Source organism: Pseudoalteromonas sp. Ld20 (assembly GCF_045064175.1).
In the GTDB taxonomy this organism is placed as follows: domain Bacteria; phylum Pseudomonadota; class Gammaproteobacteria; order Enterobacterales; family Alteromonadaceae; genus Pseudoalteromonas; species Pseudoalteromonas neustonica.
In genome coordinates this window covers 103,622-129,283 of sequence record NZ_JBISHB010000043.1, presented here as the reverse complement: position 1 = coordinate 129,283, position 25,662 = coordinate 103,622, and the positions used below count along the sequence as shown (strand labels likewise).

The following is a 25,662-nucleotide window of genomic DNA, read 5'->3' as shown; positions in this document are numbered from 1 at the left end:
TTTAACAGTCTATTCTTGTTCGTGAATAAGCATCGCGAGTTCACGGTGGAGTAAGGCGTCATCTGCGAGGTTTAACTCAATTAAACGTTTTAGATGAGTAATACTGTCAATATCAATATGCGTACATTTTAAGCCAATATGATGCTGCTCTATATGACAAATAGTGACAGCCATTTTAATTTCAATATCGCTTTGCGGTAAAGTAAAGCATAAATGACCTGTAGCGTTTTTATTTGCAGTGAACGCATCACATCGAGTAATAAGCGCACCGTGCAACGAAATATCTAATAATTTGCACGGGTATTGATTATCGGCTAAATCTAATTGGGCAGCAGTTGAAAATAAAACACGAGAAAATTGGCGGCGGTTCTTCATAATTCAACATACCTTTATTTGTGGCTAAAATGATGTTCGCTCATAACTTAAGCATAGTCGCTAAAGTTATGATAGGCCAGAGTTAGTCTTAGGGTTTAACTAGCTTTGCTGCTGTTTTATAAAGAATAGGATCTTGGGGATCTGATGTTGTGGTAGCAAGTACAACCTTGCCTAATTTATTGATAAAAAGCGTAGTGGGTGTACCACGAACTCCTAATAATTCTGCACTGTCATCTGCATTTATTGCGGTTTGAAAATGATGACCACGCGAAAGTAATGATTGAGCGGGGTTAGCGTCTTCATCTTCACGAAAACTCACAGCAATTACTTGCAGGCCCTGAGATTGATATTTTAGATGAATTTTATCCAGTCCAGGCTGCAATTTTTTACAATACGGACACCATGTTGCCCAAAAATGTAAAATAAACGGTTTGCCTAATAGGTCTTGGGTTTTAATTTGGCTACCATCTGCCATATTAAAGGTCAGCATTGGTAATTTGGGGGATTGCTCAGTCTCGGCGGCGAAGCTTAATAAGCTCATGCTTACTAAAATCAGTGCAAATAAGTATTTCATGGTGATTATTTTATAAAGTGAAGATACTTAACTAGAAAGGCGCAAGCGTTTATTTCTTTCAAAAATAAAAAGCCCCGCGTAAATGCAGGGCTTAAAATATGTTTAGAACCTAGAACCTAGAACCTAGAACCTAGAACTTAACCAATCTTTTTATACTTAATACGCTTAGGTTGTGTAGCTGCCGACCCTAACGTCTTTTTAAGCCATTCTTCATACTCAGTGTAGTTACCATCAAAGAAGTTTATTTGGCCTTCATCACGGTAATCAAGAATGTGTGTTGCAATGCGGTCTAAAAACCAACGGTCATGCGATATACACATAACACAACCTGGGAATTCTAAAATCGCATTTTCAAGAGCACGTAATGTTTCAACGTCCAAGTCATTGGTTGGCTCATCCAGTAGGATTACGTTGCCGCCCGCTTTTAAAAGCTTAGCTAGGTGTAAGCGGTTGCGCTCACCACCAGATAAGTCTTTAACAAACTTTTGCTGATCGTTGCCTTTGAAGTTAAAGCGACTAACATACGCGCGGCTTGGAAATTCAAAATTACCAATCTTTAACACGTCTTGACCATCAGCAATTTCTTGGAAAACTGTATTGCTGTCATCCATATTGCCACGGAACTGATCAACGGTTGCCAGTTCAACTGTTTCACCTAAGCTGATCTCGCCGCTGTCTTGTTGCTCTTCACCACTAAGCATTTTGAATAAAGTTGATTTACCCGCGCCATTAGCACCGATAATGCCGACAATGGCACCTTTTGGCATAGTGAAACTTAAATCATCAATCAGTACGCGATCACCAAAGCTCTTTTTCAAGTTTTTAACTTCTATTACTTGATCGCCTAAACGTGGTCCAGGTGGAATAAACAGCTCGTTAGTTTCATTACGTTTTTGATAATCAGATTGCTGCATTTCAGTAAACTGTGCCATACGTGCTTTAGACTTAGCTTGACGACCTTTTTGATTTGAACGTACCCACTCAAGCTCTTGTGCAATTGATTTTTGACGTGCTTTTTCAGATTTCTGCTCTTGTTGTAAGCGGGCATCTTTTTGCTCAAGCCACGATGAGTAGTTACCTTCCCATGGAATACCTTCACCACGGTCAAGCTCTAAAATCCAACCTGCTACATTATCAAGGAAGTAACGGTCATGCGTTACCGCCACAACTGTGCCTTCGTAATCATGTAAGAAGCGCTCAAGCCACGCGACAGATTCTGCATCCAAGTGGTTAGTTGGTTCATCGAGGATAAGCATATCTGGTTTTTCAAGTAATAGGCGACAAATAGCAACACGACGACGCTCACCACCAGATAGAAACTCAATTTTAGCATCCCATTCAGGTAAACGTAGCGCATCAGCAGCACGCTCTAATACGTTATCAATGTTATGACCATCGTGAGTTTGAATGATTGCTTCAAGCTCACCTTGCTCTTTAGCTAGAGCATCAAAGTCAGCACCTTCCATTGCATATTCGTTATATACTTCATCAAGGCGGTTTAGCGCGTTTTTAACTTCGCTTACTGCTTCTTCAACAATTTCACGTACTGTTTTGCTTTCATCTAAAATAGGCTCTTGCGGTAGGTAACCAATTTTAGTGCCCGGTTGAGGGTATGCTTCACCTTCAAATTCTTGGTCAAGGCCTGCCATAATACGTAGTAACGTTGATTTACCAGAACCGTTTAAACCAAGTACGCCAATTTTTGCGCCAGGGAAAAAATGCAAAGAAATATCTTTTAAAATAGTGCGCTTAGGCGGCACAACTTTAGATACTCGACTCATCGAGAATATAAATTTATCAGGTAAAACCATGGAAGGAGCCTTCAAATAAGAATAAAATTTTTAATGCTCTATTGTAGAGTCTCAATGGCTAAACAGTCAACGCATCAGCACGTTAATTAGCAAGCAATACACCTACGCCAATAAGCGCAAGTAGGCCGCCAAGTAGCATTTTATTGGTAACAGGCTCACGCTTAAAAAAACCAATACTCATTACAATCAATGGGGCGGTAGCAAAAATGGTCTGTGCTATCGCAGGATCGGTGTATTTTACGGCGCCGAGTTGCAGCCACAAACCTAAAAAAGTACCTAAAAATACAGCAACAAAAAACCAGTGTTTACCGCTAATCCCTTTTAATGTGAGTGCTTGTTTAAAATCACTGCTTTTAAACATTGCAACCACTAATGCAACAGTAAGTGTCCCCGATGCAAGCCTAATTAATGCAGCCCATAAGCTGCTCATCTCTTCGTTATTAAGCGCTCCTTTTGACATTACCATTCCAAGGGCTTGGCATATTGCGGCAGCAAGTGCGCACAAAACACCAACGCGATAATGTTTATTATCAACACTTGGCAGTCCTTTTGCGGGCTTAATCGCAATTACAACACCCACACTGGTTAATGCAATACCAAACCAAGCAAAGGCTGATAAGTAATGGCTTAACAGAATAATATTAAAAATACCAACCAAGGCCGGGGCTAATGACTCAATAACTAATGTACGCGCTGGGCCTATATTACGTAGAGCTGCAAAATAAGCGCTGTCACCAATAGCAATACCAATAACTCCGCCCGCAATGAGCCACAGCCAGCTGGTAATTTGGGTTGGTATAGCAAAATCTTGAGTAATGACAAGTGTAACTAGCATCAATGCACTCGCGAGCACACCTTTACTAATATTTAATTGCATTGGGGTTAAGTGATGACTAAAACCTTTATATAAAATAGTTGATAGCGCCCACACCAGTGCCGCAAGTATTGCTAATAACTCACCTAAACCAAGCCAATCAAACACAATTTCACCTTGTAGTTAAATTAAGAAGGGCATTATGGCGAGCTTGTTTAAGAATGCAAAAAATTGTTTAATTAAACTCATTTGGACATCTAAACATCTAGAGGTTGAAATTTCCAGCTATCCGTTCATAATTAGCCATTGGTTAAAAATACCTTGGAGATGAGTATGCCTATTACCGTTAAAGATGAATTGCCCGCAATTGCGAAGTTACGCCAAGAGAACGTATTCGTAATGCCAAAAAGTCGTGCGAAAACACAAGAAATTCGCCCTATGCGCTTGGCTATTTTAAACTTAATGCCTAATAAGGTTGAAACCGAGGTACAATTTATTCGTTTACTTGCCAATTCGCCTTTGCAAGTTAATGTAGAGCTATTACGCTTAGATACCCATCGTAGTAAAAATACCTCAGAGCAGCATTTAGATACTTTTTATCGTTATTTCTCTGAAGTGAAAGACAGTAACTACGATGCATTATTAATTACTGGTGCGCCATTAGCGCATTTAGAATACGACGACGTAGCCTACTGGGATGAACTAAAAGTGATTTTAGACTGGGCAGAGCAGCATGTAACGTCAACGTTATTTTCGTGTTGGGCGGCCCATGCGGGTTTATTCCATCATCATAATTTAAAGCGTGAACTTAAAGAAAATAAACTGTGTGGCGTGTTTACTCATAAATGCTTTTTTGAACATGGCGCACTTACGCGCGGTTTTGATGACACCTTTGTAGTGCCACATTCTCGTTATGGCCACATCGACATTGAAAAAATAAATGCGTGTGATGATTTAGTCGTGCTGGCAGGTTCAGAGCAAGTAGGCGCTTACTTAATAAAAAATAAATCAGGTAGCCAAGTTTACCTAACAGGCCACCCTGAATATGATGCACATACATTAAAGGGCGAATATCAACGTGATTTAGCAAAAAGCCCTGATGCGCCGATGCCAGAAAATTATTTTCCAGATAACAACCCAGATAACGAACCGTCGAAAACCTGGCAAAGTCATGCTTTTTTGCTTTTTTCGAACTGGTTAAATTATTATGTGTATCAAACCACACCCTATGATATTAATTTAGTTAGCCAAGACGTAAGGACTAACAACTATGCCGAATAATTTAGAAAACAAAAGTGCCGAGTTAATTGACGCGCTAAAGCAGCGTATTTTAATTCTTGATGGTGCAATGGGCACGATGATCCAAGAACATAAACTCGAAGAAGAAGACTACCGTGGTGAGCGCTTTAAAGACTGGCATGTATTAATTAAAGGCAATAATGACTTATTAAGCCTTACGCAGCCAAAAATTATTGGTGATATTCACCGTGGTTTTTTAAGTGCGGGCGCCGATATTATCGAAACCAACACTTTTAACTCGACCACTATCTCAATGGAAGATTACGACATGGCCAGCATCAGCCGTGAAGTAAATTTAGAGTCTGCAAAATTGGCACGCAGTATTTGTGATGAATTTACAGCTAAAAACCCAGCAAAACCACGCTATGTTGCGGGTGTGCTTGGGCCAACATCTAAAACCTGCTCGATTTCACCTGATGTAAACGATCCCGGTTACCGTAATGTAACCTTTGACAAGCTGGTCACTGCATATGTTGAATCAACCCTTGCGTTAATGGAAGGCGGTGCAGATCTTATTCTAATCGAAACCATTTTTGATACACTGAATGCAAAAGCCGCCTCGTTCGCAGTAGAGGAAGCGTTTGAACAAGCGGGGCGTAAATTGCCAGTAATGATCTCAGGGACTATTACCGATGCATCGGGGCGTACCTTATCAGGGCAAACAACCGAAGCATTTTATAATTCGATTCGCCACATTAAGCCAATTTCAATTGGCCTAAACTGCGCACTTGGCCCAGACCTATTACGCCAATACGTAGAAGAGCTATCGCGCGTATGCGAAACCTTTACCTCGGTTCACCCTAATGCCGGCCTGCCAAATGAGTTTGGTGAATACGATTTAGAAGCGCCAGAAATGGCCGCAGAGATTATCGATTGGGGTAAGTCTGGCTTCATCAATATAGTGGGCGGTTGCTGTGGTACTACACCTGCACACATAAGAGCCTTTGCCAAAGGGCTTGAAGGTGTTAAACCGCGTCCGTTACCAGAGCTTGAAGTGCGTATGCGTTTATCTGGCCTTGAAGCCTGTAATTTAAATTAGGATATCTGACATGAGTCAAAAAATAGCTGTATTTACAAACGTCGGCGAACGTACCAATGTTACAGGTTCTGCCATGTTTAAGCGTTTGATCATGGAAGAAGATTTTGAAGCTGCACTCACCGTTGCCCGTGAACAAGTAGAAAATGGCGCTCAGGTAATTGATATCAACATGGACGAAGCCATGTTGGACTCAAAAGCGGCAATGGTTAAGTTTTTAAACTTAATCGCCTCAGAGCCTGACATATCACGCGTACCAATCATGGTCGACTCCTCAAAATGGGAAGTCATCGAAGCAGGCTTAAAATGTATTCAAGGCAAGGCGATAGTAAACTCTATCTCTTTAAAAGAGGGTGAAGAGCCGTTTATTCGCCAAGCAAAAATAATTAAGCGCTTTGGCGCGGCCGCCGTGGTAATGGCGTTTGATACGCAAGGTCAAGCAGAGACCGCCGATAGAAAATTCGAGATATGTGCGCGCAGTTATAAAATATTAGTAGACGATATTGGCTTTGCTCCCGAAGATATTATTTTCGACCCGAATATATTTGCCGTAGCCACAGGTATTGAAGAACACGACAATTACGCTGTTGAGTTTATTGAAGGTACACGTCGTATCAAAGAGGGATTACCGCATTGTAAAGTGTCAGGCGGTGTATCAAATGTATCGTTCTCATTTCGTGGTAATAACCCAGTCCGCGAAGCCATTCACTCAGTATTTTTATACCATGCAATTCAAGCAGGTATGGATATGGGCATCGTCAATGCAGGGCAGTTAGCCGTGTATGATGATATACCAGCAGAACTTCGCAAAGCGGTTGAAGACGTAGTACTCAATACCGACCCAGGCGCAGGTGAACGTTTAGTTGAGTTGGCACCAAAATACTCTGGCATGGCGCAAGCAGAACGCGTTGAAGATTTAGAATGGCGCACATGGCCAGTTGAAAAACGCTTAGAACACGCCCTTGTTAAAGGCATTACAGAATATATAGATGTAGATACAGAAGAGTGCCGTGCGGCTGCCGACAAACCTATTCACGTAATAGAAGGGCCGTTAATGGACGGCATGAACGTGGTGGGCGATTTGTTCGGTGCCGGTAAAATGTTTTTACCGCAAGTAGTTAAATCAGCTCGTGTAATGAAACGCGCGGTAGCCTATTTAGATCCATACATTGAGCTTGAAAAAGAAGAAGGCTCTACCAATGGTAAAATAGTGATGGCAACGGTAAAAGGCGATGTACACGACATTGGTAAAAACATCGTTGGTGTTGTTCTACAATGTAATAACTACGAAGTTATCGACTTAGGCGTAATGGTACCTGCAGATAAAATACTGCAAACCGCCATTGATGAAAAGGCTGATATAATCGGTTTATCAGGCCTGATCACGCCATCACTTGACGAAATGGTACACGTAGCCAAAGAAATGAAACGTCGAGGTTTTGAACTGCCGTTACTCATTGGTGGCGCGACGACCTCAAAAGCGCATACAGCAGTTAAAATAGAGCCGCAGTATGATAAAGGCGTAGTCTACGTTAATAACGCCAGCCGCGCAGTTGGTGTTGTATCCAACTTATTATCAAAAGAAATAAAGCCCGGCTTTTTAGAAAAAGTCAGCGCTGAATATGTCAAAGTACGCGAGCAACAAGCCCGTAAAAAGCCACGTTCAAAACCGGTAACTATTCAACGTGCCCGCGATAACGCCGCGCAACTCGACTGGGATAATTACACGCCACCGGTGCCTAAAAAACTCGGTGTTACTGAGTTTAAAAATGTATCAATCGCAACATTGCGCAAATACATTGACTGGACGCCGTACTTTATGACGTGGTCAATTGCTGGTAAATATCCACGCATAATGACCGATGAAGTCGTCGGTGAGCAAGCGCAAAGCTTATTTAAAGACGCCAACGACATGTTAGACGACCTTGAAAAAGCAGGGACGTTGCAACCATTAGGTGTATTTGGTTTATTTCCAGCTAACCGAGTGGGCGATGACATTGAAATCTATACTGACGAGACCCGCAAAGAAATACTCACAACATCTTGCCACTTACGTCAGCAAACTGAAAAAACCGACTTTGCAAACTACTGCCTAGCTGATTACATTGCACCAAAAGGGACACCTGATTACTTTGGTGCGTTTGCAGTGACCGGCGGTTTAGAAGAAGATGCATTAGCGGATGCGTTTGATGCTCAGCAAGATGATTATAATAAAATTATGATCAAAGCCGTGGCTGATCGCTTAGCCGAAGCCTTTGCTGAATACCTCCATGAGCAAGTACGTAAAGAATATTGGGGCTTTGCACCAGATGAAAATCTTGCCAATGACGAACTAATACGCGAAAACTACCAAGGTATTCGCCCAGCTCCAGGTTACCCAGCATGCCCTGAGCACACCGAGAAAAAGAAAATCTGGCAATTACTCGACACAGAAAAACGCATTGGCATGCAGCTAACTAGCTCCTACGCCATGTGGCCAGGTGCGGCAGTATCAGGTTGGTATTTCTCTCATCCTGAGGCTAAATACTACGCAGTAGCGGCGGTACAACGCGATCAGGTTGAAGATTACGCCAAGCGGACCAACATGACGCTGGAAGAAGCTGAAAGGTGGTTATCGCCTAACTTAGGGTATGAGCCGGACTAAGGTCGTTGTAAACGTTAAGCAGTGAATTATAAGTAAAAAAGCGAGTCAAATTAGGCTCGTTTTTTTATAAAGTAATTGCGAGAGTACAAAGTTTTCTGGTTTTTCCCTCATATCATTATTGCTGGCCTTTTTGGACTAAATAACAAAGGGGATTTTATTGCCAAGAAAAACAATTATTTACAATAGGGTTGTTTAGTGGAATTATTAAACGATGAAGTGGAGGTCATTTGGGGTGTCTAAAATATCAAAGTGGTATTTGAGAAGCTCTTAGGCCAAATTAATAAGGAATATTGTGGCTATAAAAACTAATCAATCAAGTGCAATTAAAGATGAATTTAACTTTTCGACTCTGGGTATCTGGATAAAACTTTATTTGGTTGCACTTTGTGCTTTTTCATTAATACTTTCTATTGTAATGGTGAGTATAGTTATTAAAAAGGGAGGCGTACACCCAGCAGCACTAGTTGCCGCAGTAAGTGGTCTTTGTGGCTATGCTTATTGGCATTTATGGGCTGTATCTAGAAGAAAGGTTAAGCATATAACTACTTTAGCCGTGCTTAACTTAATAATAGGTGGAAATATTCTTGGCTGTTTAATGATGTTTTTTATTCGCCAATCCGCGGTTAAAGAAATCTCCAGCAATAAGTAATTAATGATAAATCCGCGAATTTATATTTGCCTAATAGCCCCATGAGCTAGCCCGTGAAAACTACTAGAGCTAGCTTACTCCATGTGGGCAGATACTGCAGTTTCGGGCTACACCCAGAAGAAAAATACAACGCAATAGTAGCGGTGCAACGTGATTCAGGTCGAAAGGAGAAACAAAATAGGAATATAGGGTCACCCGTCTGAGTCAAATTATTTAGGTATTTTTTAATTTTTTACGGTACATTTTTATTTTTACGCACTCCTTAAAGTAGTTAAAATTTATATGCGTCATGCTCAATTAGCTTGTTACGTATTCTTCACTAATCAAATTAAAAACTGACTATACGGTATTAAGTTGTAAATAAAGTAATAGCTCTAGTTGTTTTTCGCTACAAAATACAACACTTGTTAACATTTTATTGGTTGTTACTGTATAATTAAGCTGCATTGGATATTTACCTTTGCGGTTTTTTTATCTCTAGGGTTTTGTTTATGAAGTGCTTTCTATTTTTATTTCTGCTGCTCAGTAGCCAGTTAAAGGCGCAGCAACCACTTATAATCGATATTATCAGCAGTGAAAACTTTAGTGAGCGTTATACGGCTTTTTTAAATGGTCGTGATGTAATGGATGTTACAGATTTTAATCCGAGTACAGATGGTTCACATCTTGAGATTGTTGAAATGATATTGCTCCAGCAAGCGCTGTATTTGGGAGGGGAAACTAAAAAAGTGGTATTTCGCCCGCAAACTTGGGTAAATTCGACGGAGTTTGATTCTTTAATTGACGGCAGTAGTTTAATGCTCGCACGTACCATCTGGCATGAAGACTTACTGGATTATCGAGGCTCTCTTTATGTAAGTGATGCCGTTATAGAGTTTGGCCAATATGAAGCTGGTTTATATGTATCAGTAGATAATAAACGCGCGCAGGAATTAAAGCCTTCAGAGTTAAATCAATTGACGGTTGTAGTCAACCCACGTTGGCATGTCGATTGGCGGGCGTTGGTAAATACCCCGATAAGCGTAATTAGCTATATTGGTCCTTGGGAAGATATGTTAGCCATGGTTGAAACACAGGTTGTAGATGCAATGATGATCAACTTTAGCGTTAGCGATCATTTAGATCTTAATTTTGAAGGCAAGCTATTCACACCACTAAAAAAATTAAAAGTAATTTTACCTGATACACGGCATTTTGCTGTGAGTAAAGCTCACCCTCAAGGCAAGCAGGTTGCCCAGGCATTAAAGCGCGGTTTGAAAGTATTGACTAAGCGAGGAGTGATCAAAAAAGCCTTGCAGCAATCGGGCTTTATTAACCAACAAACAATTGATTGGCAAGTGATAAATCAACAAATGATAGTGCCTAGATTATGATAAGAAAAACGTGTTTATTTTGTTTATGCTTTATTTTTATTATTCATACAGGCGTATTGTTTGGATCGACAGATGCCGAAGATAAGGAACAATTAGATTTTTATTATGCCAAGCTCAAAGCGGATGTGAGCATTGATAACACGCTGCATGTTATGACCTATTTAGCGCGGCTACGTCAACTTTCTATTAGCCAAAATGCCAAAGAGATTGAAATAGAAAGCTACTTTTTAGAAGCGATGATTAAGCGTCGTTATGGTGCTTACGGAGACGGTGTAAAATTAAACCATTACGCTCTTAAATTGGCTAAATCGGCTGGCAATGAGGAGTATACAGCGTGGGCGTATTTGCATTTAGCACATTTAGAGCTTGAATTAGAACGTTTCACGTTAGCGCTCGATTATATTCAATATCCAATTGATTTTTATAAAAATAACAATGCAAACTATGCTGCTTTGATGTTTCTTTGGCAAAGTAAAATATATTTAAGAATGGGAAGTTATTACCAAGCATTACAAGCGAATAGTGAAGCCTTGAAGGTCGTAACAAGCTCTATGAATATTTATTCTGAATTAGCTATTAATCAGGCTGAAATTCTACTTAAACTGGGTAATATCGAGGCCGCAAAATTAGCATTGAGTTTGGTTGACTTAAAAAAATTAGGTGGCTCAAAAGCGCGTATCAAATTGCATTATTATTTAGCATTAGCCAATAGTCATTTACAGACTGGTGGCTTAAACCAAGCAATTGAAATTGCATTGGCTCAATTGGAAAACCCTATTAACCTTCGCTTTTTAGAAGAACAAGCACGGTTACAATATTTAATTGCTATCGCGTATCGCCAGCAGAGTGATTATAAATTAGCGTATAAATATTTAAAACGTTACGCATTAAGCAAAGATGCGCTTAGTTTACAACGTCGTAACAATAAAGTACTCCAACTTGAATCTCATTATAAATTTGATTTACAAAATCAGGAGCTTAAGTTACTTGGTAAAGATAATATTTTAAAGGAACAGCGTTTAGATCAGCAGCAACAAGCGTTTACTAATCATAGATTGCAACAACAGCGATGGGTGCTAGGTGCCGTACTATTGTTTAGTATAGTTGGCTTTGTTTATTGGCGATGGCAGAACCAACGCTATCTAGTGGTATTAAAACAACGGGTAGCCGAACGAACGCAAGAGTTGGCCAAAAGTAATGAGCGTTTAAAGGCAATGAGCTTTACTGATAGTTTGACGGACTTACATAATCGCCATTATTTTTTTAGTTTTATTAATGAGTTACTAGTAGATTTTAATTCATTGCCTGATAATACTGAGCTTCAACGTTTAGTGTTCGCATTAATTGATATTGATAAATTTAAAAACATTAATGATAGCTTTGGGCACAGTGTTGGGGATCAAGTTTTGGAACAATTTTCTCACTTATTAAAGCAACAAGTACGAAGCGATGATTTACTCATACGATGGGGTGGTGAGGAGTTTTTACTTGTAATGAAAAACACCAGTTATGATGAAGCTGCGCATACTGTTGAGAAAATACGCGCCGAGATTGCTGATCACTTGTTTACGTTAAATAACGGTGAAAGTTTGTATGCAACATGCTCTATTGGTTTTGCTAGTTATCCATTACTAGCCACTAAGCCTCAATTATTTAGTTGGGAGCAAATAATTGAACTTGCAGATGGCGGTTTATATTTAGCTAAAGAAAACCAGCGTAATGCATGGGTTGGCATTAAAGCAAGTGACTCAACTTCGCATCAGCAAAGCGAAGATGTCGTTAAAAATTACCGCGTGTATTTAGAACAGCGCACGCTACATGTTACTACTAACATTGAAAGAACATTAAAATATTAGTCTAAATGGAATTAACCTAAGGCGTTTATGGGTATACTGCTGGGAATTAAAAAGTTATAAAACGGTCTCTTTGTGCTACCTGTTGAAGAAGTTTACCCACAATTAGTTACTACGTTACACGATAACCCTATCGCATTATTACAAGCACCACCGGGTGCAGGTAAGTCAACGTGGCTGCCATTACAATTAATGCGCGACGGGCACTTTAAGCGCATTGTAATGCTAGAGCCACGACGCTTAGCAGCGCGAAATATTGCTAATTACTTAGCGCAATGCCAAAACGAAAATGTGGGTCAAAGTATTGGCTTACGTATTAGGCAAGAAACCAAAGTCAGTGCTAATACATGCCTTGAAATTGTCACTGAGGGTATGCTTACCCGCATGCTACAAAACGACCCTGAGCTCAGTGATGTTGATTTATTGATCTTTGATGAGTTCCATGAGCGCTCGATAGCCGCAGATACGGCATTAGCATTTGCACTCGAATCGCAAGCTGCGCTTCGTGATGATTTAACTATTTTACTGATGTCGGCAACCCTTGATAGTGAACGCTATCAGCATTTTTTTGATTGCCCAATTATTCGCTCTAGCGGACGTAGTTTCCCCATTGACGAAGCCTATATACCGGTTAAAGATGAAAGTCGCTGGCTTGATGCTATTCCTGCTGTTATCAAACACGCATTAGATGAACAAGCGGGGAGTGCATTAGTGTTTTTACCCGGTCAGCGAGAAATAAACCGCGTACAGCAAGCGCTCGCTGATTTGCCCGCTGATTGCCATGTATTTACTTTATTTGGTGAGCAAGATAAAAGCGCGCAACAAGCTGCGATTGCTCCTGCACAAAAAGGCACGCGTAAAATCGTCCTGACAACCAATGTCGCTGAAACCAGCTTAACCATTGAAGGTATTCGAATAGTGGTTGATAGCGGCAAACGTCGCGTTGCCAGTTTTAATCTAAAAACGGGTGTGACAGAGCTCACCACACAAAGTATTTCACGTTCATCGGCAGTGCAGCGGGCAGGGCGTGCTGGGCGAATTGAGCCCGGAATTGTCTACCGGTTAGGATCAAAACAAACTTTTGAGCGGCGTAATAGCCATGACGCACCTGAAATTTTAAGTGCTGATATCAGCCAGTTACTATTAGAGGCTAAATGTTGGGGAGCTGAGCTAAGTGATTTAAGCTTGTTAGATAGACCGACAGAGCAGCAAGTTCAGCAAGCGACTAAGTTATTGCAAATGTTAGAAGCGCTCGATAGCAATAACAAGTTGACCTCACTTGGCACCCAAATGCTGGGTTTTGGTGCGGATATTCGCTTAGCGCACATGCTAATTAAAGCAAAGCAGCTAGAGTCGAAAATACCGGGTATTTATACCTTAGCGGCGTATTTAGTTGCCCTGCTAGAAAGCCGTGTCAATCACGTTGCAGATTTAAGTTTAGCGCTGCACAATCAACATGCGCGGCCACACCCAATATTTAAACAGCAACTTAAGTTTTGGTTAAAACGTTTAAAGCTAAATGAAACACGCGAACTAAAAACCAATTATTTAGCTTTGCTGGTGGCATTAGCCTTCCCAGATCGCCTGGCTAAAAAGCGCGGCAATGGTTATTTACTTGCCAATGGTGCAGGTGCTGAGTTAAATACAGAGTACTGGCATAACGATGATTACCTTGCCATTGCTAATATGGGGGGCTATAAAGGCGGCCGCATTTTTTCCGGCATTGTGTTTACTCCCACAGAGATAGAGGATGATCTAGGGCACTTATTTAGTGAACAAACCCGCTGTGAATTTGATGAAAAAGCAGGACGTTTTATTCATCAAGATGAAGTGAAGCTAGGAGCAATAACTGTGTCGAGTCAGCCAAGTAAACACCGACTTGATAAAAGTGAGCGTGCAAAAGCGTGGTTAGCGTTATTTCACAAACAGGGTTTTGAATTATTTAATGAGCAAAATGACAGCGACCAGTTACTCACACGTATGTGTTTAGCCAGTCGTCTAATGCCTGAGCAGTTTCCTGAATTAACTAAGCAAGATCTAATCGATAACGCACAAGCATGGTTAAGTGTTTATCTTGAAGATATAAAAACGTTAGAGCAACTCAAAAAGTTTAATTACTTTAGCGCGTTGCAAAGTTGTTTTAATTGGCAGCAGCAAAGTGCATTAAATGATTTATTACCATTGAGAGTCACAGTGCCTAGTGGCTCAAATGTGCGGATTGAATATCAGCTTGATGGCCCCGCTAAACTCAGTGTACGTATGCAAGAGGTGTACGGTATGCTTAGCACACCGTTATTAGCACAAGGTAAGTTACCATTATTGATGGAGCTACTATCACCAGCAAGACGACCATTACAACTGACACAAAATCTCGCCAACTTTTGGCAAGGTAGCTATCGCGACGTGCAAAAAGAAATGAAAGGTCGTTATCCAAAGCATTTTTGGCCTGATGATCCAGCAACCAGTATTGCGACCAGTAAAGTAAAAAGTAAGATGTGAAGTCGTTGGTAGTTTACTTAAGATTAAACTAAATATTGGTCGAAAAGTCACCTTAGTTTAAGCTGAGGTGCTTTATCTCAGTGCTTGATAGCTAATCGCTATTTTTAACCTTCAAACAGCTGATTTATAATTAGCTCTCTAACTTTTGCTTTCTCTAGTGGTAGTGAAATAGAGGTAATTGAAAAGCCCTCAATAAAAGGGATAAGCAATGATACTAACTCTTTGCTTCTTTGCTCGTGAAAACCGAGAGAGATTAGAAGTGTAACGAGTTCATTACTGCATTGCTGATAGTAATTATCAAGACTAGCTTGTATTTTTTCTGAGCGACATGCAATAGCCCAAATTTCTCGAAACACTTCACACCAACCTTGAACATCGTCAAAAGAAAGCAAGTTAATCATATAGCTCTTTATAGCGTCAGGGTTATTTTCCACATTACTATCTTGGAGTGAGCTGCGAATATGGCTGAGGCAAATTTCGAGATATGAGTCAATAACACTACTAATTAAGCCGTCTCTATCACCAAAGTGGTACTGTACATTACTTAAAGTAACGCCACTTTGTTCAGCTACTTTCCTCAACGTTACACCGTGATTGCCACTTTGAGCGAGTATTTTTGTTGCGGTCTTTATAATTATTTCTTTATTTGATTTAATTTTCATCACTGCCCTTCTCTTAGTTGATTTCCATATCTTTTATTGTTTGCCCAGTTGCCATTCGACAAATCATAGCATAGCGCATCAAGTAGGTTTATCACCAAGCAATGTATTATTTAGATCGAGTAAGTAGAAAATCACCAGTGTTAAATTTTTGTTTGTTTATACCGTCGGATTGACAAGTTAGGTCGGTTGACCTAATGTGTTTACTGTTTGTTTCTCTATAAGGAAATTACAGTGGGAATTAAGTACGTTGTGATTATTGACGGTGGTAGTTCATGCACCGATTAGTATTGATTGCTGTATGCAGCGTAAGTAGCAGTAGCTACGCCAATTTGTATGTTCAACCTAATCTAACAAGTAGCTTTGGTTACAACATTGCAGAAAATTATGCTACAGAGCAAAGAATTGCGGTTGGGACAAAACTTGAATACAGCACTGAGCAGTTGAGTTTTACCTTTGATGGCAGGTTAGAGCATGACTTTGTCTACAGTGATAATGAGCGTTTTAGCATTGCAGCCGAAGATCAATATGGATCGCGAGCAATTATCGAAGAGGCGTATGTTTCAGGGGAATTAGGCCTGAGCTTTTGGTCATTTGGTTATCAAAAGGTAGTGTGGGGCGAAGCCGACGATTTACGTATTGTTGATGTTATTAATCCATTGGATTTTAAAAGCTTTATTTTGTTTGATATCGACGATTATCGCGTGGCTGTGCCAATGTTAAAAGTGGACTATGAGTACGATAACGGCGATACGTTAAACTTTATTACCACTATTGAACAACGTAGTAATGAATACCCAGCCTCGGGTGCAGAGTTTGGCAATAACTATTACCCAAATAGTGAAAGCAGTGAGTGGGGGAAGTACGAACTAGGTTTGCGTTATAACATGTTTGTTCATGACACAGATATCAGCTTGTACGCATTTCACGGTTACCAAGATGATCCCGTATTGAATGCAACGGCTAGTGAACGGCCTGACTATTCCTATGAAAAGTTTTCAATGCTAGGAACTAGTTTGAGCAAGCCAATAGATGCCTTCGTGCTTCGGACTGAGCTTGCCTACTTTGATAATTACACAGTTAATGATAGTGCGTTACAGCACAAAGACGTCAACAAGTTGGAAGCATTAGTGGGCTTGGATTATCGCTACAAAGATTGGACTACAACAGTTCAGTATACCAATCAATTGCTCAATGGTTGGCAACCCACGTATGTGATCCCAGAATCTGCACCAATTTACACAGCCTCAGCAGAGCGGGGTTTCTTTGCTAATCAAGTTTACTTACGCGCGGCATTAAGTTACGTCGATAACCAAGGTGGTGGGCTTTTATCCCAGCTAAAACTAACTTACAAGCCCAATCAATATTGGCTACTAAAGCTAAACCTCGATCTCATCGATGGTGAGCAAGCGAATTATTTAGGTGCACAGCAGCAGCGTGATCGCATTTGGCTTGCTGCAACATATTATTTTTAAGGAGAAAAAATGAAACTAACACATATTTTGGCCTCAGCTGGCATTTTGTTAAGTGTATTTGCAGATGCTTCGGTTAATGACGCAAATAACATTTTACAACAGGTGCGTGATCGCAATGACGGTAAAGATTACATGTCCACGGTGACTTTGAAAACGCTAAGCGATGATAGTCTGCTTAATCAGCGACAGTTTTATATGTTGCAAAAAGATATAGATCAAGACGAAGTAATGGTTTTGGCTATCAAAGCCCCCGCAGATGTGCGCGATATTAGTTTTTTGATGCGCAGCTTTGATGAAGGTACGGCGCAGGAAGACGAGCAGTGGATGTACCTTCCGGCATTTAGAAAAGTAAGACGTATTTCCGCGACGGATAAACGTGGCGCTTTTATGGGCAGCGAATATTCGTATTACGATTTAGATAAATTGCGCGTCACTGATTTTGACTCAAAAATTGTAAAAAGCGAAAGCGTAAATGACGTTGAGACACATGTCATTGAGCGTACTCCAAAATCACAAGATGTTATAAATAAGTCGGGATACTACAAGTTGGTAACTTGGGTTGATAAAGACAGAAAGTTAATTTTGAAACAGCAATACTTTGATGCAAAAGGTATTTTATTCAAACAACTGGACGTTGATAAAGTTGATAAAATTCAAGGGTTTTGGACGATTACGGCATCAACTATGACAAATTTTATTGAAAATAAAAAAAGCACTTTTTTGTTTCATGAGACGCTTTATAACCAAGGTATTGAAGATGCCATTTTCAGAAAGTCGAAACTTAAACGAGGCATAAAAGACAGCGATGTTGCAGAGTTAATTAAAATCTCTGAATTAGAATAAGGAATTGACATGTTAGAAAAATATCTAGATTTTGTGTTTAAGTACCCAAAATCAATATTAGCCTTGCTAGTACTTATTACAGCTTACTTTCTGGTTGCTTCTGCTAATTTGAGTGAAGATAACAACCCCTATTTTTTACCGCAGGATCACCCTGCTCGCAGTACAATTTTTGACTTAAGAGAGGAGTTTACGGGCACATACGACTCTGTAATGATCGCTCTGCACAATGATAATACAGTTTTCAATCAAGCTTCGATTAACGCTATTTTTGATCTATCACGCGCAGCTGAAAGAATGAACTACGTTGATCAAAGCGATGCGCAAATGCTTAAAGAGCTGCAATCTGCCTACCCAGAAAACCGTCAACTAATAACCAGTATTGATGTAATTTTGGCGGATGGCATGACCCCAAATGACGGTTTACTCGCGCGTGAACTTGTCAGTCAATCAGCTACTTGGCAATTGACAGACAAGCAGCAACGCAATTTACGAGTTTTTGCTGAACGCCTTGACCCCGTTAGAGAAATGGCGGGTTTGTCATCAACTGAAAATGTCTTTTTAGATGAACATGGTACTATGTTTGCGCAAGAAACAGTGAATCAGCGCAATCAAGATATCGAGTTTGTTAAAAATGCAGTCCAAGATAACGAGCTCATTGAGTATGGTCCAATTTCACCGGATGGAAAAGTTGCACTTATTGTTGTTGAGTTAAGTATTTTAGAAGATGATGCCATTGGCCAAGTGCGTGCATATGAGGCGTTTAAACAACTTATTAGTGATTACCAAGAGGCTCACCCTGAACTTAAAGATGATATTTATATCAGTGGAGTTCCGGTATTTTTTGCTGCACAAAAGCAAGTGATAGATCACGACTTTGCGACTCTACTGCCGATCGTTATTTTATTAATTACGGTAATTTTAGCGGTATTCTTTAAGACCATTTTAGGTGTTGTTATCCCCTTAATAAACGTTGTCATGTGTACAGTGTGGACAATGGGCATGATGGCCATTGTAAATGCGCCATTAGATGTGATCACTGCCATCCTGCCGGTATTTTTATTAACCATCTGCTTATCTGATGCGATACACGTTATGGCTGAGTATTACCATCAGAAGAAAATCAATAAATCTCGCTTAGTGGCTATTCGCAAAGCGATGATCTTAATGGTGTCCCCAGTTGTATTAACCACAATAACAACCTGCTTGACCTTTACAATGTCAACGTCATCCAGTATTGAAAGCTTGCGCAACTTTGGCTTGTTTATATCGTTTGGTATGTTTGTTGCGCTGATTATTTCTTTATTATTGATCCCAGCTTTACTCTCTCTTTTCCCGAACAAAGACATCATAGCGACACCACAAACAACACAAAGTAGTGATGATGTGAGTGAAAAATATTTTATTAGTCGCTTACTTGTGCGCACGTTAACACCTGTTATGGCTAATCGAAAAGTGTTCTCAGTGGTTTTTCTTGGGCTTTTTGCTGGCTCTTGCTTTTTGGCTTCGCAAGTGCGTGTTGATGATATGGGATCGGGTTACTTTCCAGAACAAAGTGATTTTAGGATCTCCGACGATTTTATAAATAATCACATTGCGGGTACCAGCCCTGGTTGGATCGAAGTGGATACAGGTATAAAAGGTGGTGCATTGACTCTTGAAGTTGCACATTTTATTGACCAATTAGAGCAACACATTCATCAGCACAGTACAGTGAATTACAGCTACTCTTTGGCGCGCTATGTAAGGCGTATTAATTACACATTGAATGACTTTGATCCTCAGTACAATCGTCTACCCAATGAAGTTGAGCGCTTTACTGAAATTGATGAAGATACAAAGCAAACTTATGAAGTTGAAATTGCCGGCAGTGATATCATCAGGCAGTCTATTTTAATGTTTGAAAATAGTGGCGGTTCTGATGTCACAAATGTACTAAACGAAGACTTTTCTAAAACCGTGTTGCTTTACACACTAGGAACAACGGTGGCAAATGACTATCAATCTTTCTTAGATCACACTTTACCATGGATTGAAAAAAACAAACCGGAAGGAGTGAAAATTACACACGCAGGTTCGCCAATCATATGGACTGCTGTGTTAGATGCGTTAGTGAAAAGTCAAACTGTGAGCGCTTCTATTGCATTAATAACAGTGTTGCTTGTCATGATCATATGGTTTAAATCGATTCGCTTAGGTTTAGCAGGCACTTTGCCTTTATTGTCTACAGTGATGATTTATTTTGCATTGATGGCGGTATTAAACATTGAGCTGAACATCGGGACGGCCATTATTTCATTTTTAGTACTTGGCATTGTTGATTACTCAGTGCATTACATCTTGAGGATCCAACATGAAATACAAAATGGTCACAGTATTAACCACGCCTTATTAAATGCAATGAGGGTAAGTGGTAGGGCGATTATTGCTAATGTCTTGGTGTTCAGTATTGGATTTATTGCTTTGTTGTTTTCTCAGCACAAAGCACTGATTGATCTTGGTACATTAGTGGGGTTATCACTGCTAATTAGCGGTATGGTTACGTTATTTGTCATTACTTTATTCGCACCTTGGTTTTTCAAGGGGGAGCTTAAAGCCAGTGAATCACAAAGCGCAGTCGGGATATTGACCCCTGAAAGTTAAAATATAAAGGACTATATGCTAGCCTAGATAAAATAATAAAGCCGTATCGGGTGATGCGGCTTTAGATTAAAGTGAGAAGAGGTAAAATACACTCTACTAAAGGTAAAATCCTGCATTTTGAGGTGGCTTAGGTATAACACCATCTCGTTTTCCTTATATACTCATACATTTTCTTTGATAGCTCTATAATAAAATTAACTATAATGCAGTACTTTATGATAAAAAAGATAAGTTAAATTAAATACTTATTTTTCATAAACAAGGAGTTATTTAATGCCACATTTTATTATCGATTGCTCGCAGAGTATCTTGGCCTATCATGATGAAGATACTATTAATGAGCAAATTTACCATACTGTAAACGCCTCGGGGTTGTTTGCTGAGCATGAAATTAAAGTCAGGGTAAACCCGTATAATCGTTATTTAGTGGGCAATAAACAGCACGAATTTATCCATGTTTTTGGCCATATAATGGAAGGTCGAACAACGGCTCAAAAAGCTGAATTATCAAAAGTGATAGTGACCAAACTTACTCAGATGTTCCCGCATATCGATAACATTGCGATGAATGTGAGTGACTTTGAAAAGGCCACTTATTGTAATAAAAATCAACTCGAAAGTAAGGGAGTATAATACGTGATCAAGCTCAGGTCATTTCAACCAAACGATGTCTTATTGCTTGTTAAGTATCTTAATAATTTACAAGTTACTCACTTTTTATCATCGAAAATACCTAGCCCATATACTGAAGAGGATGCGCGCTGGTGGATTGAAAAAGGCTGCATATTAAGTAACGCATGGGCGATTGAACTCGATGGGCAATGTGTTGGTTGCATAGGAGCAATGAAAGGAGAGTTTGAATATAGTAAATCAGCCGAAATAGGCTACTGGCTGGCTCAAGAATATTGGGGGCAAGGAGTTGTTACAACAGCTTTAGCGTTATTAATTGCACAACTACAAGCAACTGAGGTTGTGCGTTTGCATGCCGTTGTCTTTGAAAATAACTTACGTTCAGCAAAGGTGCTTGAAAAAAATGGTTTTTTGAAAGAGGGCTGCTTACATAAAGCTATATATAAAAATGATCGTTTTTATAATGCACTAATTTACGGCAAAGTTGTACAGTAATATATTTTAATTTAATGCGCTTATAATACATAATAAAAAGGAACTTTAAATGAGAAATCTCATCGCTATTTTATGTTTAATTACAGCTACGCTCTCTTGGGCGCAGGCACCTAAAGTTATCGATGTGTCAAAAGAAATTGAACCGACTACAAGCTGGTTAGAAGAGGTTGATAGTGGTAAGTATGCAGCTAGCTGGCAACAGGCGGGTGCGTTTTTTCAAGAAAATGTCCCCCAGACACTTTGGGTATCTAAGCTAGAGCAAGTTCGCAGGCCACTTGGCGCTGTTAAATCTCGTGAAGGCGTGAGCCGTCAAGTATTAACCTCCATACCACAATTACCAGATGGTGATTATGTGATTTTAGAGTTCCAAACTGATTTTGAAAATAAAGCACAATCCATTGAAACAGTGATGTTAAAAAAATCTGCGGAGCAATGGTCGGTAATTGGTTATTTTATTCAATAGAAAATACTTAATCTATTATTTAGATATTTATGATGGAAACAATCGCGAGCTGGGCTTAATTCTAGGGGAGGGGATAGAGTTAATCTACATACTAACAGCCTTACAAGCATATGCTTGTAAGGCCATAAATGCTTATTTTTTGCCGATTAACTCTTCGACAATTGCATTCATTTCAAGTGGCATTTGCGCCAAGATAGACTCATTGTCATTAGCTAGAACAAGATCTTTCTCGATATAAGAAACAACCTCTAGATCTTTAACGTTAATAATTCCTCCAAATGCAGTAACGCGTCTTACGCCAGGGACTGGAATACCACCGCTGCTATCTACGTGAAGAACAATTACATTTTCAAAAGAAAAGTTTTTATCATCAATAACACCAGAGCTCTTTAACGCTTTAGTTAGTTTATCCATTGAGTACTGTAAGTCGGTTGCGATTCTTTCACCATAGTAATTGATTTTGTAATCACCTTTATTTGCGCCTCTACGCATACTTTCGCCAAGTGTCCATGACAGATTGCCTACTACGCTATAAAGTTGCTGTGCAGAAATAACAGAAGCACCATACTTACCAGCTACACCAGCTGTAATAGCTAGACCAACCTCAGTATCATTTCCAGGTACGCCGTGTAGTGATACTGGGAAAATTAACGCTGGGTTATTGGTTGATATCGCGATAGGTAGTTCGTATTTATCATTTGTTTTTAGTTCAGTTGACATACAACCGGTTAAAACAAGAGTGGCAGAAAGAGTAACAGTAGTGAGTAGTTTTTTTAGATAAGCGGACATATTGGTTCCTTTAAATATTTATTTGCTTCCATGGGCGGCGATTATACAAATGAATTATTATTAGGCAATTATTAAGTTTTGAAAAAAGATTGCAAGGAATATATTATTCAGTAAATCACAATTAATTTTACCTGCGAGTGCTGCAAATTAGCCTGTTTAATTTATTTTATTGACTTAAAGGGGATAGGTTTTAAAGGTGAAAAAATTTCAAGTTAGTTGCTTTTGTGTTTGCTGTTATGTTATATTGTAACGTTTTGTTTGTAAGCTATTCTCAATATAAATGAAACTATTTTTAATTTTTAAATTTAATTATCAATTAGTTTAACGGAAACAGATTAGCAATAAGGGAAAAATACGACATATAGCTTTTACTAACTATTTATGTATTAACGTAGTAGAGCTTAAGTGAAGAAGTAAGGTGTTCCCCAAGTATGCGGTACTCGGTATTAGTCCTGAAACCAGAAGGTCTCAGGGCGGGAATCTGCGGTTTGCCGTAGGCTTCTCGGTACATGCCGAGCTTGCACAATAGCAGACGAACAGAAACCCTAACATAAAATTTATCGGCTCAGGGACTTAACTAAGTACCAACACCCTAGGGAACAAATTGAGTATATAAGACATAAGCCAATCCTTACACCCCAAATTCAAAATAATTGTACTGTTCGAAGGTTTTTTCAGCATTGGTAACTGACTATTTACTTTTCGGATTGCTTTTTGACCTCAATCATACAATTAATTGGAGTTGCTATTTATCGAGTGGTAGCATTAACTTAATTAGCCAAGTGAAGATGCCAGCATGAACGAATTACCAGATTACCAGCAAGCCCAATTACTATTGGAAAAAAACGAAATTTTTGTCACTCCTTCAGAAGCGCATGGCGTGATCAGTGGGTTATTAGCCTGTGGTTTGAGTATTGAAGCCAAAGAGTACCTAGGCTTATTAAGCGATGTGTTTAATGATGGTCAATCATTTAGCCATGATTTGAAAGAATTTTTTGCCGTTATTTATAAGCAAGTTGTAGAGAGCTTTAACGATGAAGAATTTCAATTTGATTTATTTTTACCAAGCGATGACGAAACTTTAGTCGATCAAGCCAATGGTCTAGTGTCTTGGGTTGCAGGATTTATGCTTGGTTTTGGCTTAAAGCAAAAAGACTATGGAAAATTATCAGCTGACGTAAAAGAAGTGATCAGTGATTTTAGCGAAATTACCCGCTTAGATACCATGTTTGACGAAACTGAAGAGGACAGCCAAGCATTGCACGAAGTGATTGAGTATGTGCGTGTATCTGCACTTTTATGCTTTGCAGAACTTGGCCAAGAGCCAGCGCCAAAAAGCACTAAAAAAACACTTCATTAAGTGACAATGTACCTTAACGTTAAGAAACACTAAAAGCAGGGTTTACAATGCCAACAGTTAGTATAGAAAAAGCAGAGTTTAAAGCACGCAGAGAGCGTTTACTGGCCATGATGGAGCCAAATAGCGTAGCAATTATTCCAGCGGCAAACGAAGTAACTCGAAGCAGAGATACTGAGTATGCGTTTCGCCAAGATAGTGACTTTTTCTATTTAACTGGTTTTAATGAACCCGATGCTGTGTTGGTACTGAGTCCAAGCAGTGAAACACCAAGTACGTTATTTTGTTTGAACAAAGATAAGTTGGCAGAAATTTGGCACGGCCGACGAATCGGTTTTGAAAAAGCCAAAAAAGATTATTTATTCGACCAAACATGTGCACTGAGTGAGCTAACTGAACAATTATTGAATTTGGTGAACGGCCAGCAGATTTTATTTTATGCACAAGGCACTTACCCGCAATTTGACGATAAAGTGTGGGAATTATTAAATACCCTACGTGGCGCACCTAAAAAAGGTTACAAAGCACCGCACACTATTAAAGATATTCGTGGTTTAGTGCACGAAATGCGATTATTTAAATCGCCAGCTGAAGTGCGCATTATGCGTGAGTCTTGTGAAATAAGTACACAAGGTCATATGCGTGCTATGCAATTTGCAAAGCCCGGTGCTACTGAGTATCAATTAGAAGCGGAGCTTCATCATCATTACGCAATGCATGGTGCACGCCATCCTGCGTACGGCACTATTGTAGGTGGTGGCGATAACGCTAACATATTGCATTACACCGCAAACAGCGATGTGCTAACCAATGGTGATCTAGTGCTGATTGATTCTGGTGCAGAACTACACGGTTACGCGGCGGATATTACTCGTACTTTCCCAATCAATGGCAAATTTAGTGAACCACAAGCCGCGCTTTATACTATTGTACTTGCTGCGCAAGAAGCGGCATTTACTGAAGTAAGACCCGGTGGTACGCTTTCAAAAGCAAATAAACTGGCTATGAAAGTACTTACGCAAGGTTTACTTGATTTAGGTATTCTGCAAGGCGATTTACAAGAGCTGTTAGACAATCAAGCATGCAAAGCATTTTATATGCATGGTCTAGGTCATTGGCTTGGTTTAGATGTACATGATGTAGGTGATTACAAAAAAGACGAAAAAGAACGCCCGTTTGAGCCTGGTATGGTATTGACTATAGAACCTGGGCTTTATATTAGTTTAGATGCTAAAGCACCTGAGCAATATAAAGGCATTGGCATTCGTATTGAAGATAATCTGTTAGTGACTGAGCAAGGTCATGAAAATCTGACAGCGAGTGCGCCCAAAAGTATCAGCGAAATTGAAGCCTTAATGAAAAAACAAGCAACTAATCGCTAGGA

At 39.7% G+C, this 25,662-nt stretch carries 21 protein-coding genes and 1 other RNA gene; 15 read left to right on the top strand and 7 right to left on the bottom strand.

The genetic code is table 11. The features are described 5' to 3' along the window. Positions 1-9: 9 nt before the first annotated feature. From ACJJVX_RS17690 to ACJJVX_RS17675, 4 genes are all read right to left on the bottom strand, one after another. On the bottom strand, positions 10-375 hold the full coding sequence (locus ACJJVX_RS17690) for a PilZ domain-containing protein (protein WP_054205565.1): 366 nt from the start codon (positions 373-375) through the stop codon (positions 10-12). 88 nt (positions 376-463) lie between these two features. After that, on the bottom strand, positions 464-949 hold the full coding sequence (locus tag ACJJVX_RS17685; RefSeq protein ID WP_054205566.1) for a TlpA disulfide reductase family protein: 486 nt from the start codon (positions 947-949) through the stop codon (positions 464-466). A gap of 137 nt (positions 950-1,086) precedes the next feature. After that, positions 1,087-2,760 carry an energy-dependent translational throttle protein EttA gene (gene ettA, locus ACJJVX_RS17680; protein WP_054205567.1) on the bottom strand — a complete coding sequence of 558 codons (1,674 nt, stop codon included), beginning with the start codon at positions 2,758-2,760 and terminating at the stop codon, positions 1,087-1,089. Between the two features lie 82 nt (positions 2,761-2,842). After that, positions 2,843-3,742: a DMT family transporter gene (locus ACJJVX_RS17675; RefSeq protein ID WP_054205568.1), complete on the bottom strand. Its 900-nt coding sequence runs from the start codon at positions 3,740-3,742 to the stop codon at positions 2,843-2,845. Positions 3,743-3,907: 165 nt separating this feature from the next. On the opposite strand from ACJJVX_RS17675, the gene metA reads away from it, so the two are divergent. The 7 genes from metA (at position 3,908) to hrpB (ending at position 14,927) form a co-directional block, all read left to right on the top strand. Continuing rightward, on the top strand, positions 3,908-4,855 hold the full coding sequence (gene metA, locus ACJJVX_RS17670) for a homoserine O-succinyltransferase (RefSeq protein WP_064435259.1): 948 nt from the start codon (positions 3,908-3,910) through the stop codon (positions 4,853-4,855). Continuing rightward, positions 4,845-5,912, top strand: coding sequence for a homocysteine S-methyltransferase family protein (locus tag ACJJVX_RS17665; RefSeq protein ID WP_054205570.1), 1,068 nt, complete (start codon positions 4,845-4,847; stop codon positions 5,910-5,912). The genes metA and ACJJVX_RS17665 overlap by 11 nt, the downstream gene beginning before the upstream one ends. 10 nt (positions 5,913-5,922) lie before the next feature. Beyond that, complete coding sequence (gene metH, locus ACJJVX_RS17660; RefSeq protein ID WP_054453693.1) at positions 5,923-8,553, top strand: methionine synthase; 2,631 nt, start codon at positions 5,923-5,925, stop codon at positions 8,551-8,553. A 292-nt stretch (positions 8,554-8,845) separates the two neighbouring features. Then, complete coding sequence (locus tag ACJJVX_RS17655) at positions 8,846-9,202, top strand: hypothetical protein (protein ID WP_170173060.1); 357 nt, start codon at positions 8,846-8,848, stop codon at positions 9,200-9,202. 491 nt (positions 9,203-9,693) lie between these two features. Next, positions 9,694-10,575 (top strand): hypothetical protein, encoded by an 882-nt coding sequence (locus ACJJVX_RS17650; RefSeq protein ID WP_054205573.1) that lies wholly within the window; start codon positions 9,694-9,696, stop codon positions 10,573-10,575. Next, complete coding sequence (locus ACJJVX_RS17645) at positions 10,572-12,431, top strand: diguanylate cyclase (RefSeq protein WP_405632696.1); 1,860 nt, start codon at positions 10,572-10,574, stop codon at positions 12,429-12,431. Before ACJJVX_RS17650 ends, ACJJVX_RS17645 begins: the two co-directional genes overlap by 4 nt. Positions 12,432-12,503: 72 nt before the next feature. After that, on the top strand, positions 12,504-14,927 hold the full coding sequence (gene hrpB / locus ACJJVX_RS17640; protein WP_405632694.1) for an ATP-dependent helicase HrpB: 2,424 nt from the start codon (positions 12,504-12,506) through the stop codon (positions 14,925-14,927). 104 nt (positions 14,928-15,031) lie between these two features. On the opposite strand, the gene ACJJVX_RS17635 is transcribed toward hrpB, so the two are convergent. Beyond that, positions 15,032-15,589 carry a TetR/AcrR family transcriptional regulator gene (locus ACJJVX_RS17635; protein ID WP_405632691.1) on the bottom strand — a complete coding sequence of 186 codons (558 nt, stop codon included), beginning with the start codon at positions 15,587-15,589 and terminating at the stop codon, positions 15,032-15,034. Positions 15,590-15,861: 272 nt separating this feature from the next. Between ACJJVX_RS17635 and ACJJVX_RS17630 the strand changes: the two genes are divergently transcribed. From ACJJVX_RS17630 to ACJJVX_RS17605, 6 genes are all read left to right on the top strand, one after another. After that, positions 15,862-17,061, top strand: coding sequence for a hypothetical protein (locus tag ACJJVX_RS17630; protein ID WP_405632688.1), 1,200 nt, complete (start codon positions 15,862-15,864; stop codon positions 17,059-17,061). Between the two features lie 9 nt (positions 17,062-17,070). Continuing rightward, the gene (locus ACJJVX_RS17625) at positions 17,071-17,904 is read left to right on the top strand and encodes an outer membrane lipoprotein-sorting protein (RefSeq protein ID WP_405632685.1); all 834 of its coding nucleotides are present in this window, start codon (positions 17,071-17,073) and stop codon (positions 17,902-17,904) included. A gap of 9 nt (positions 17,905-17,913) precedes the next feature. After that, the gene (locus ACJJVX_RS17620; protein ID WP_405632682.1) at positions 17,914-20,544 is read left to right on the top strand and encodes an RND family transporter; all 2,631 of its coding nucleotides are present in this window, start codon (positions 17,914-17,916) and stop codon (positions 20,542-20,544) included. A gap of 273 nt (positions 20,545-20,817) precedes the next feature. Next, positions 20,818-21,177, top strand: a complete 360-nt coding sequence (locus tag ACJJVX_RS17615) for a 5-carboxymethyl-2-hydroxymuconate Delta-isomerase (RefSeq protein ID WP_169326449.1) — start codon at positions 20,818-20,820, stop codon at positions 21,175-21,177. A 3-nt stretch (positions 21,178-21,180) separates the two neighbouring features. Continuing rightward, positions 21,181-21,669: a GNAT family N-acetyltransferase gene (locus ACJJVX_RS17610; protein WP_054205581.1), complete on the top strand. Its 489-nt coding sequence runs from the start codon at positions 21,181-21,183 to the stop codon at positions 21,667-21,669. A gap of 49 nt (positions 21,670-21,718) precedes the next feature. Next, positions 21,719-22,132, top strand: coding sequence for a DUF4019 domain-containing protein (locus ACJJVX_RS17605; RefSeq protein WP_054205582.1), 414 nt, complete (start codon positions 21,719-21,721; stop codon positions 22,130-22,132). 132 nt (positions 22,133-22,264) lie between these two features. Here ACJJVX_RS17605 and ACJJVX_RS17600 read toward each other — a convergent pair whose 3' ends face one another. Together ACJJVX_RS17600 and ssrS are read right to left on the bottom strand one after the other, a co-directional pair. Further along, complete coding sequence (locus ACJJVX_RS17600) at positions 22,265-22,921, bottom strand: hypothetical protein (RefSeq protein WP_054205583.1); 657 nt, start codon at positions 22,919-22,921, stop codon at positions 22,265-22,267. Positions 22,922-23,339: 418 nt separating this feature from the next. Further along, positions 23,340-23,523: non-coding RNA, 6S RNA (gene ssrS, locus ACJJVX_RS17595), on the bottom strand. 194 nt (positions 23,524-23,717) lie between these two features. Between ssrS and ACJJVX_RS17590 the strand changes: the two genes are divergently transcribed. Continuing rightward, the gene (locus tag ACJJVX_RS17590; protein WP_054205584.1) at positions 23,718-24,281 is read left to right on the top strand and encodes a UPF0149 family protein; all 564 of its coding nucleotides are present in this window, start codon (positions 23,718-23,720) and stop codon (positions 24,279-24,281) included. A gap of 47 nt (positions 24,282-24,328) precedes the next feature. Beyond that, positions 24,329-25,660 (top strand): Xaa-Pro aminopeptidase, encoded by a 1,332-nt coding sequence (gene pepP / locus ACJJVX_RS17585; RefSeq protein ID WP_054205585.1) that lies wholly within the window; start codon positions 24,329-24,331, stop codon positions 25,658-25,660. Positions 25,661-25,662 lie beyond the last annotated feature (2 nt).

What these genes read in the sequence shown, in the direction of transcription:
- ACJJVX_RS17690 (WP_054205565.1), bottom strand. Translation starts at nt 375, where the DNA reads ATGAAGAACCGCCGCCAATTTTCTCGTGTTTTATTTTCAACTGCTGCC.
- ACJJVX_RS17685 (WP_054205566.1), bottom strand. Translation starts at nt 949, where the DNA reads ATGAAATACTTATTTGCACTGATTTTAGTAAGCATGAGCTTATTAAGC.
- ettA (WP_054205567.1), bottom strand. Translation starts at nt 2,760, where the DNA reads ATGGTTTTACCTGATAAATTTATATTCTCGATGAGTCGAGTATCTAAA.
- metA (WP_064435259.1), top strand. Translation starts at nt 3,908, where the DNA reads ATGCCTATTACCGTTAAAGATGAATTGCCCGCAATTGCGAAGTTACGC.
- ACJJVX_RS17665 (WP_054205570.1), top strand. Translation starts at nt 4,845, where the DNA reads ATGCCGAATAATTTAGAAAACAAAAGTGCCGAGTTAATTGACGCGCTA.
- metH (WP_054453693.1), top strand. Translation starts at nt 5,923, where the DNA reads ATGAGTCAAAAAATAGCTGTATTTACAAACGTCGGCGAACGTACCAAT.
- ACJJVX_RS17650 (WP_054205573.1), top strand. Translation starts at nt 9,694, where the DNA reads ATGAAGTGCTTTCTATTTTTATTTCTGCTGCTCAGTAGCCAGTTAAAG.
- ACJJVX_RS17645 (WP_405632696.1), top strand. Translation starts at nt 10,572, where the DNA reads ATGATAAGAAAAACGTGTTTATTTTGTTTATGCTTTATTTTTATTATT.
- ACJJVX_RS17635 (WP_405632691.1), bottom strand. Translation starts at nt 15,589, where the DNA reads ATGAAAATTAAATCAAATAAAGAAATAATTATAAAGACCGCAACAAAA.
- ACJJVX_RS17630 (WP_405632688.1), top strand. Translation starts at nt 15,862, where the DNA reads ATGCACCGATTAGTATTGATTGCTGTATGCAGCGTAAGTAGCAGTAGC.
- ACJJVX_RS17625 (WP_405632685.1), top strand. Translation starts at nt 17,071, where the DNA reads ATGAAACTAACACATATTTTGGCCTCAGCTGGCATTTTGTTAAGTGTA.
- ACJJVX_RS17620 (WP_405632682.1), top strand. Translation starts at nt 17,914, where the DNA reads ATGTTAGAAAAATATCTAGATTTTGTGTTTAAGTACCCAAAATCAATA.
- ACJJVX_RS17615 (WP_169326449.1), top strand. Translation starts at nt 20,818, where the DNA reads ATGCCACATTTTATTATCGATTGCTCGCAGAGTATCTTGGCCTATCAT.
- ACJJVX_RS17605 (WP_054205582.1), top strand. Translation starts at nt 21,719, where the DNA reads ATGAGAAATCTCATCGCTATTTTATGTTTAATTACAGCTACGCTCTCT.
- ACJJVX_RS17600 (WP_054205583.1), bottom strand. Translation starts at nt 22,921, where the DNA reads ATGTCCGCTTATCTAAAAAAACTACTCACTACTGTTACTCTTTCTGCC.
- ACJJVX_RS17590 (WP_054205584.1), top strand. Translation starts at nt 23,718, where the DNA reads ATGAACGAATTACCAGATTACCAGCAAGCCCAATTACTATTGGAAAAA.
- pepP (WP_054205585.1), top strand. Translation starts at nt 24,329, where the DNA reads ATGCCAACAGTTAGTATAGAAAAAGCAGAGTTTAAAGCACGCAGAGAG.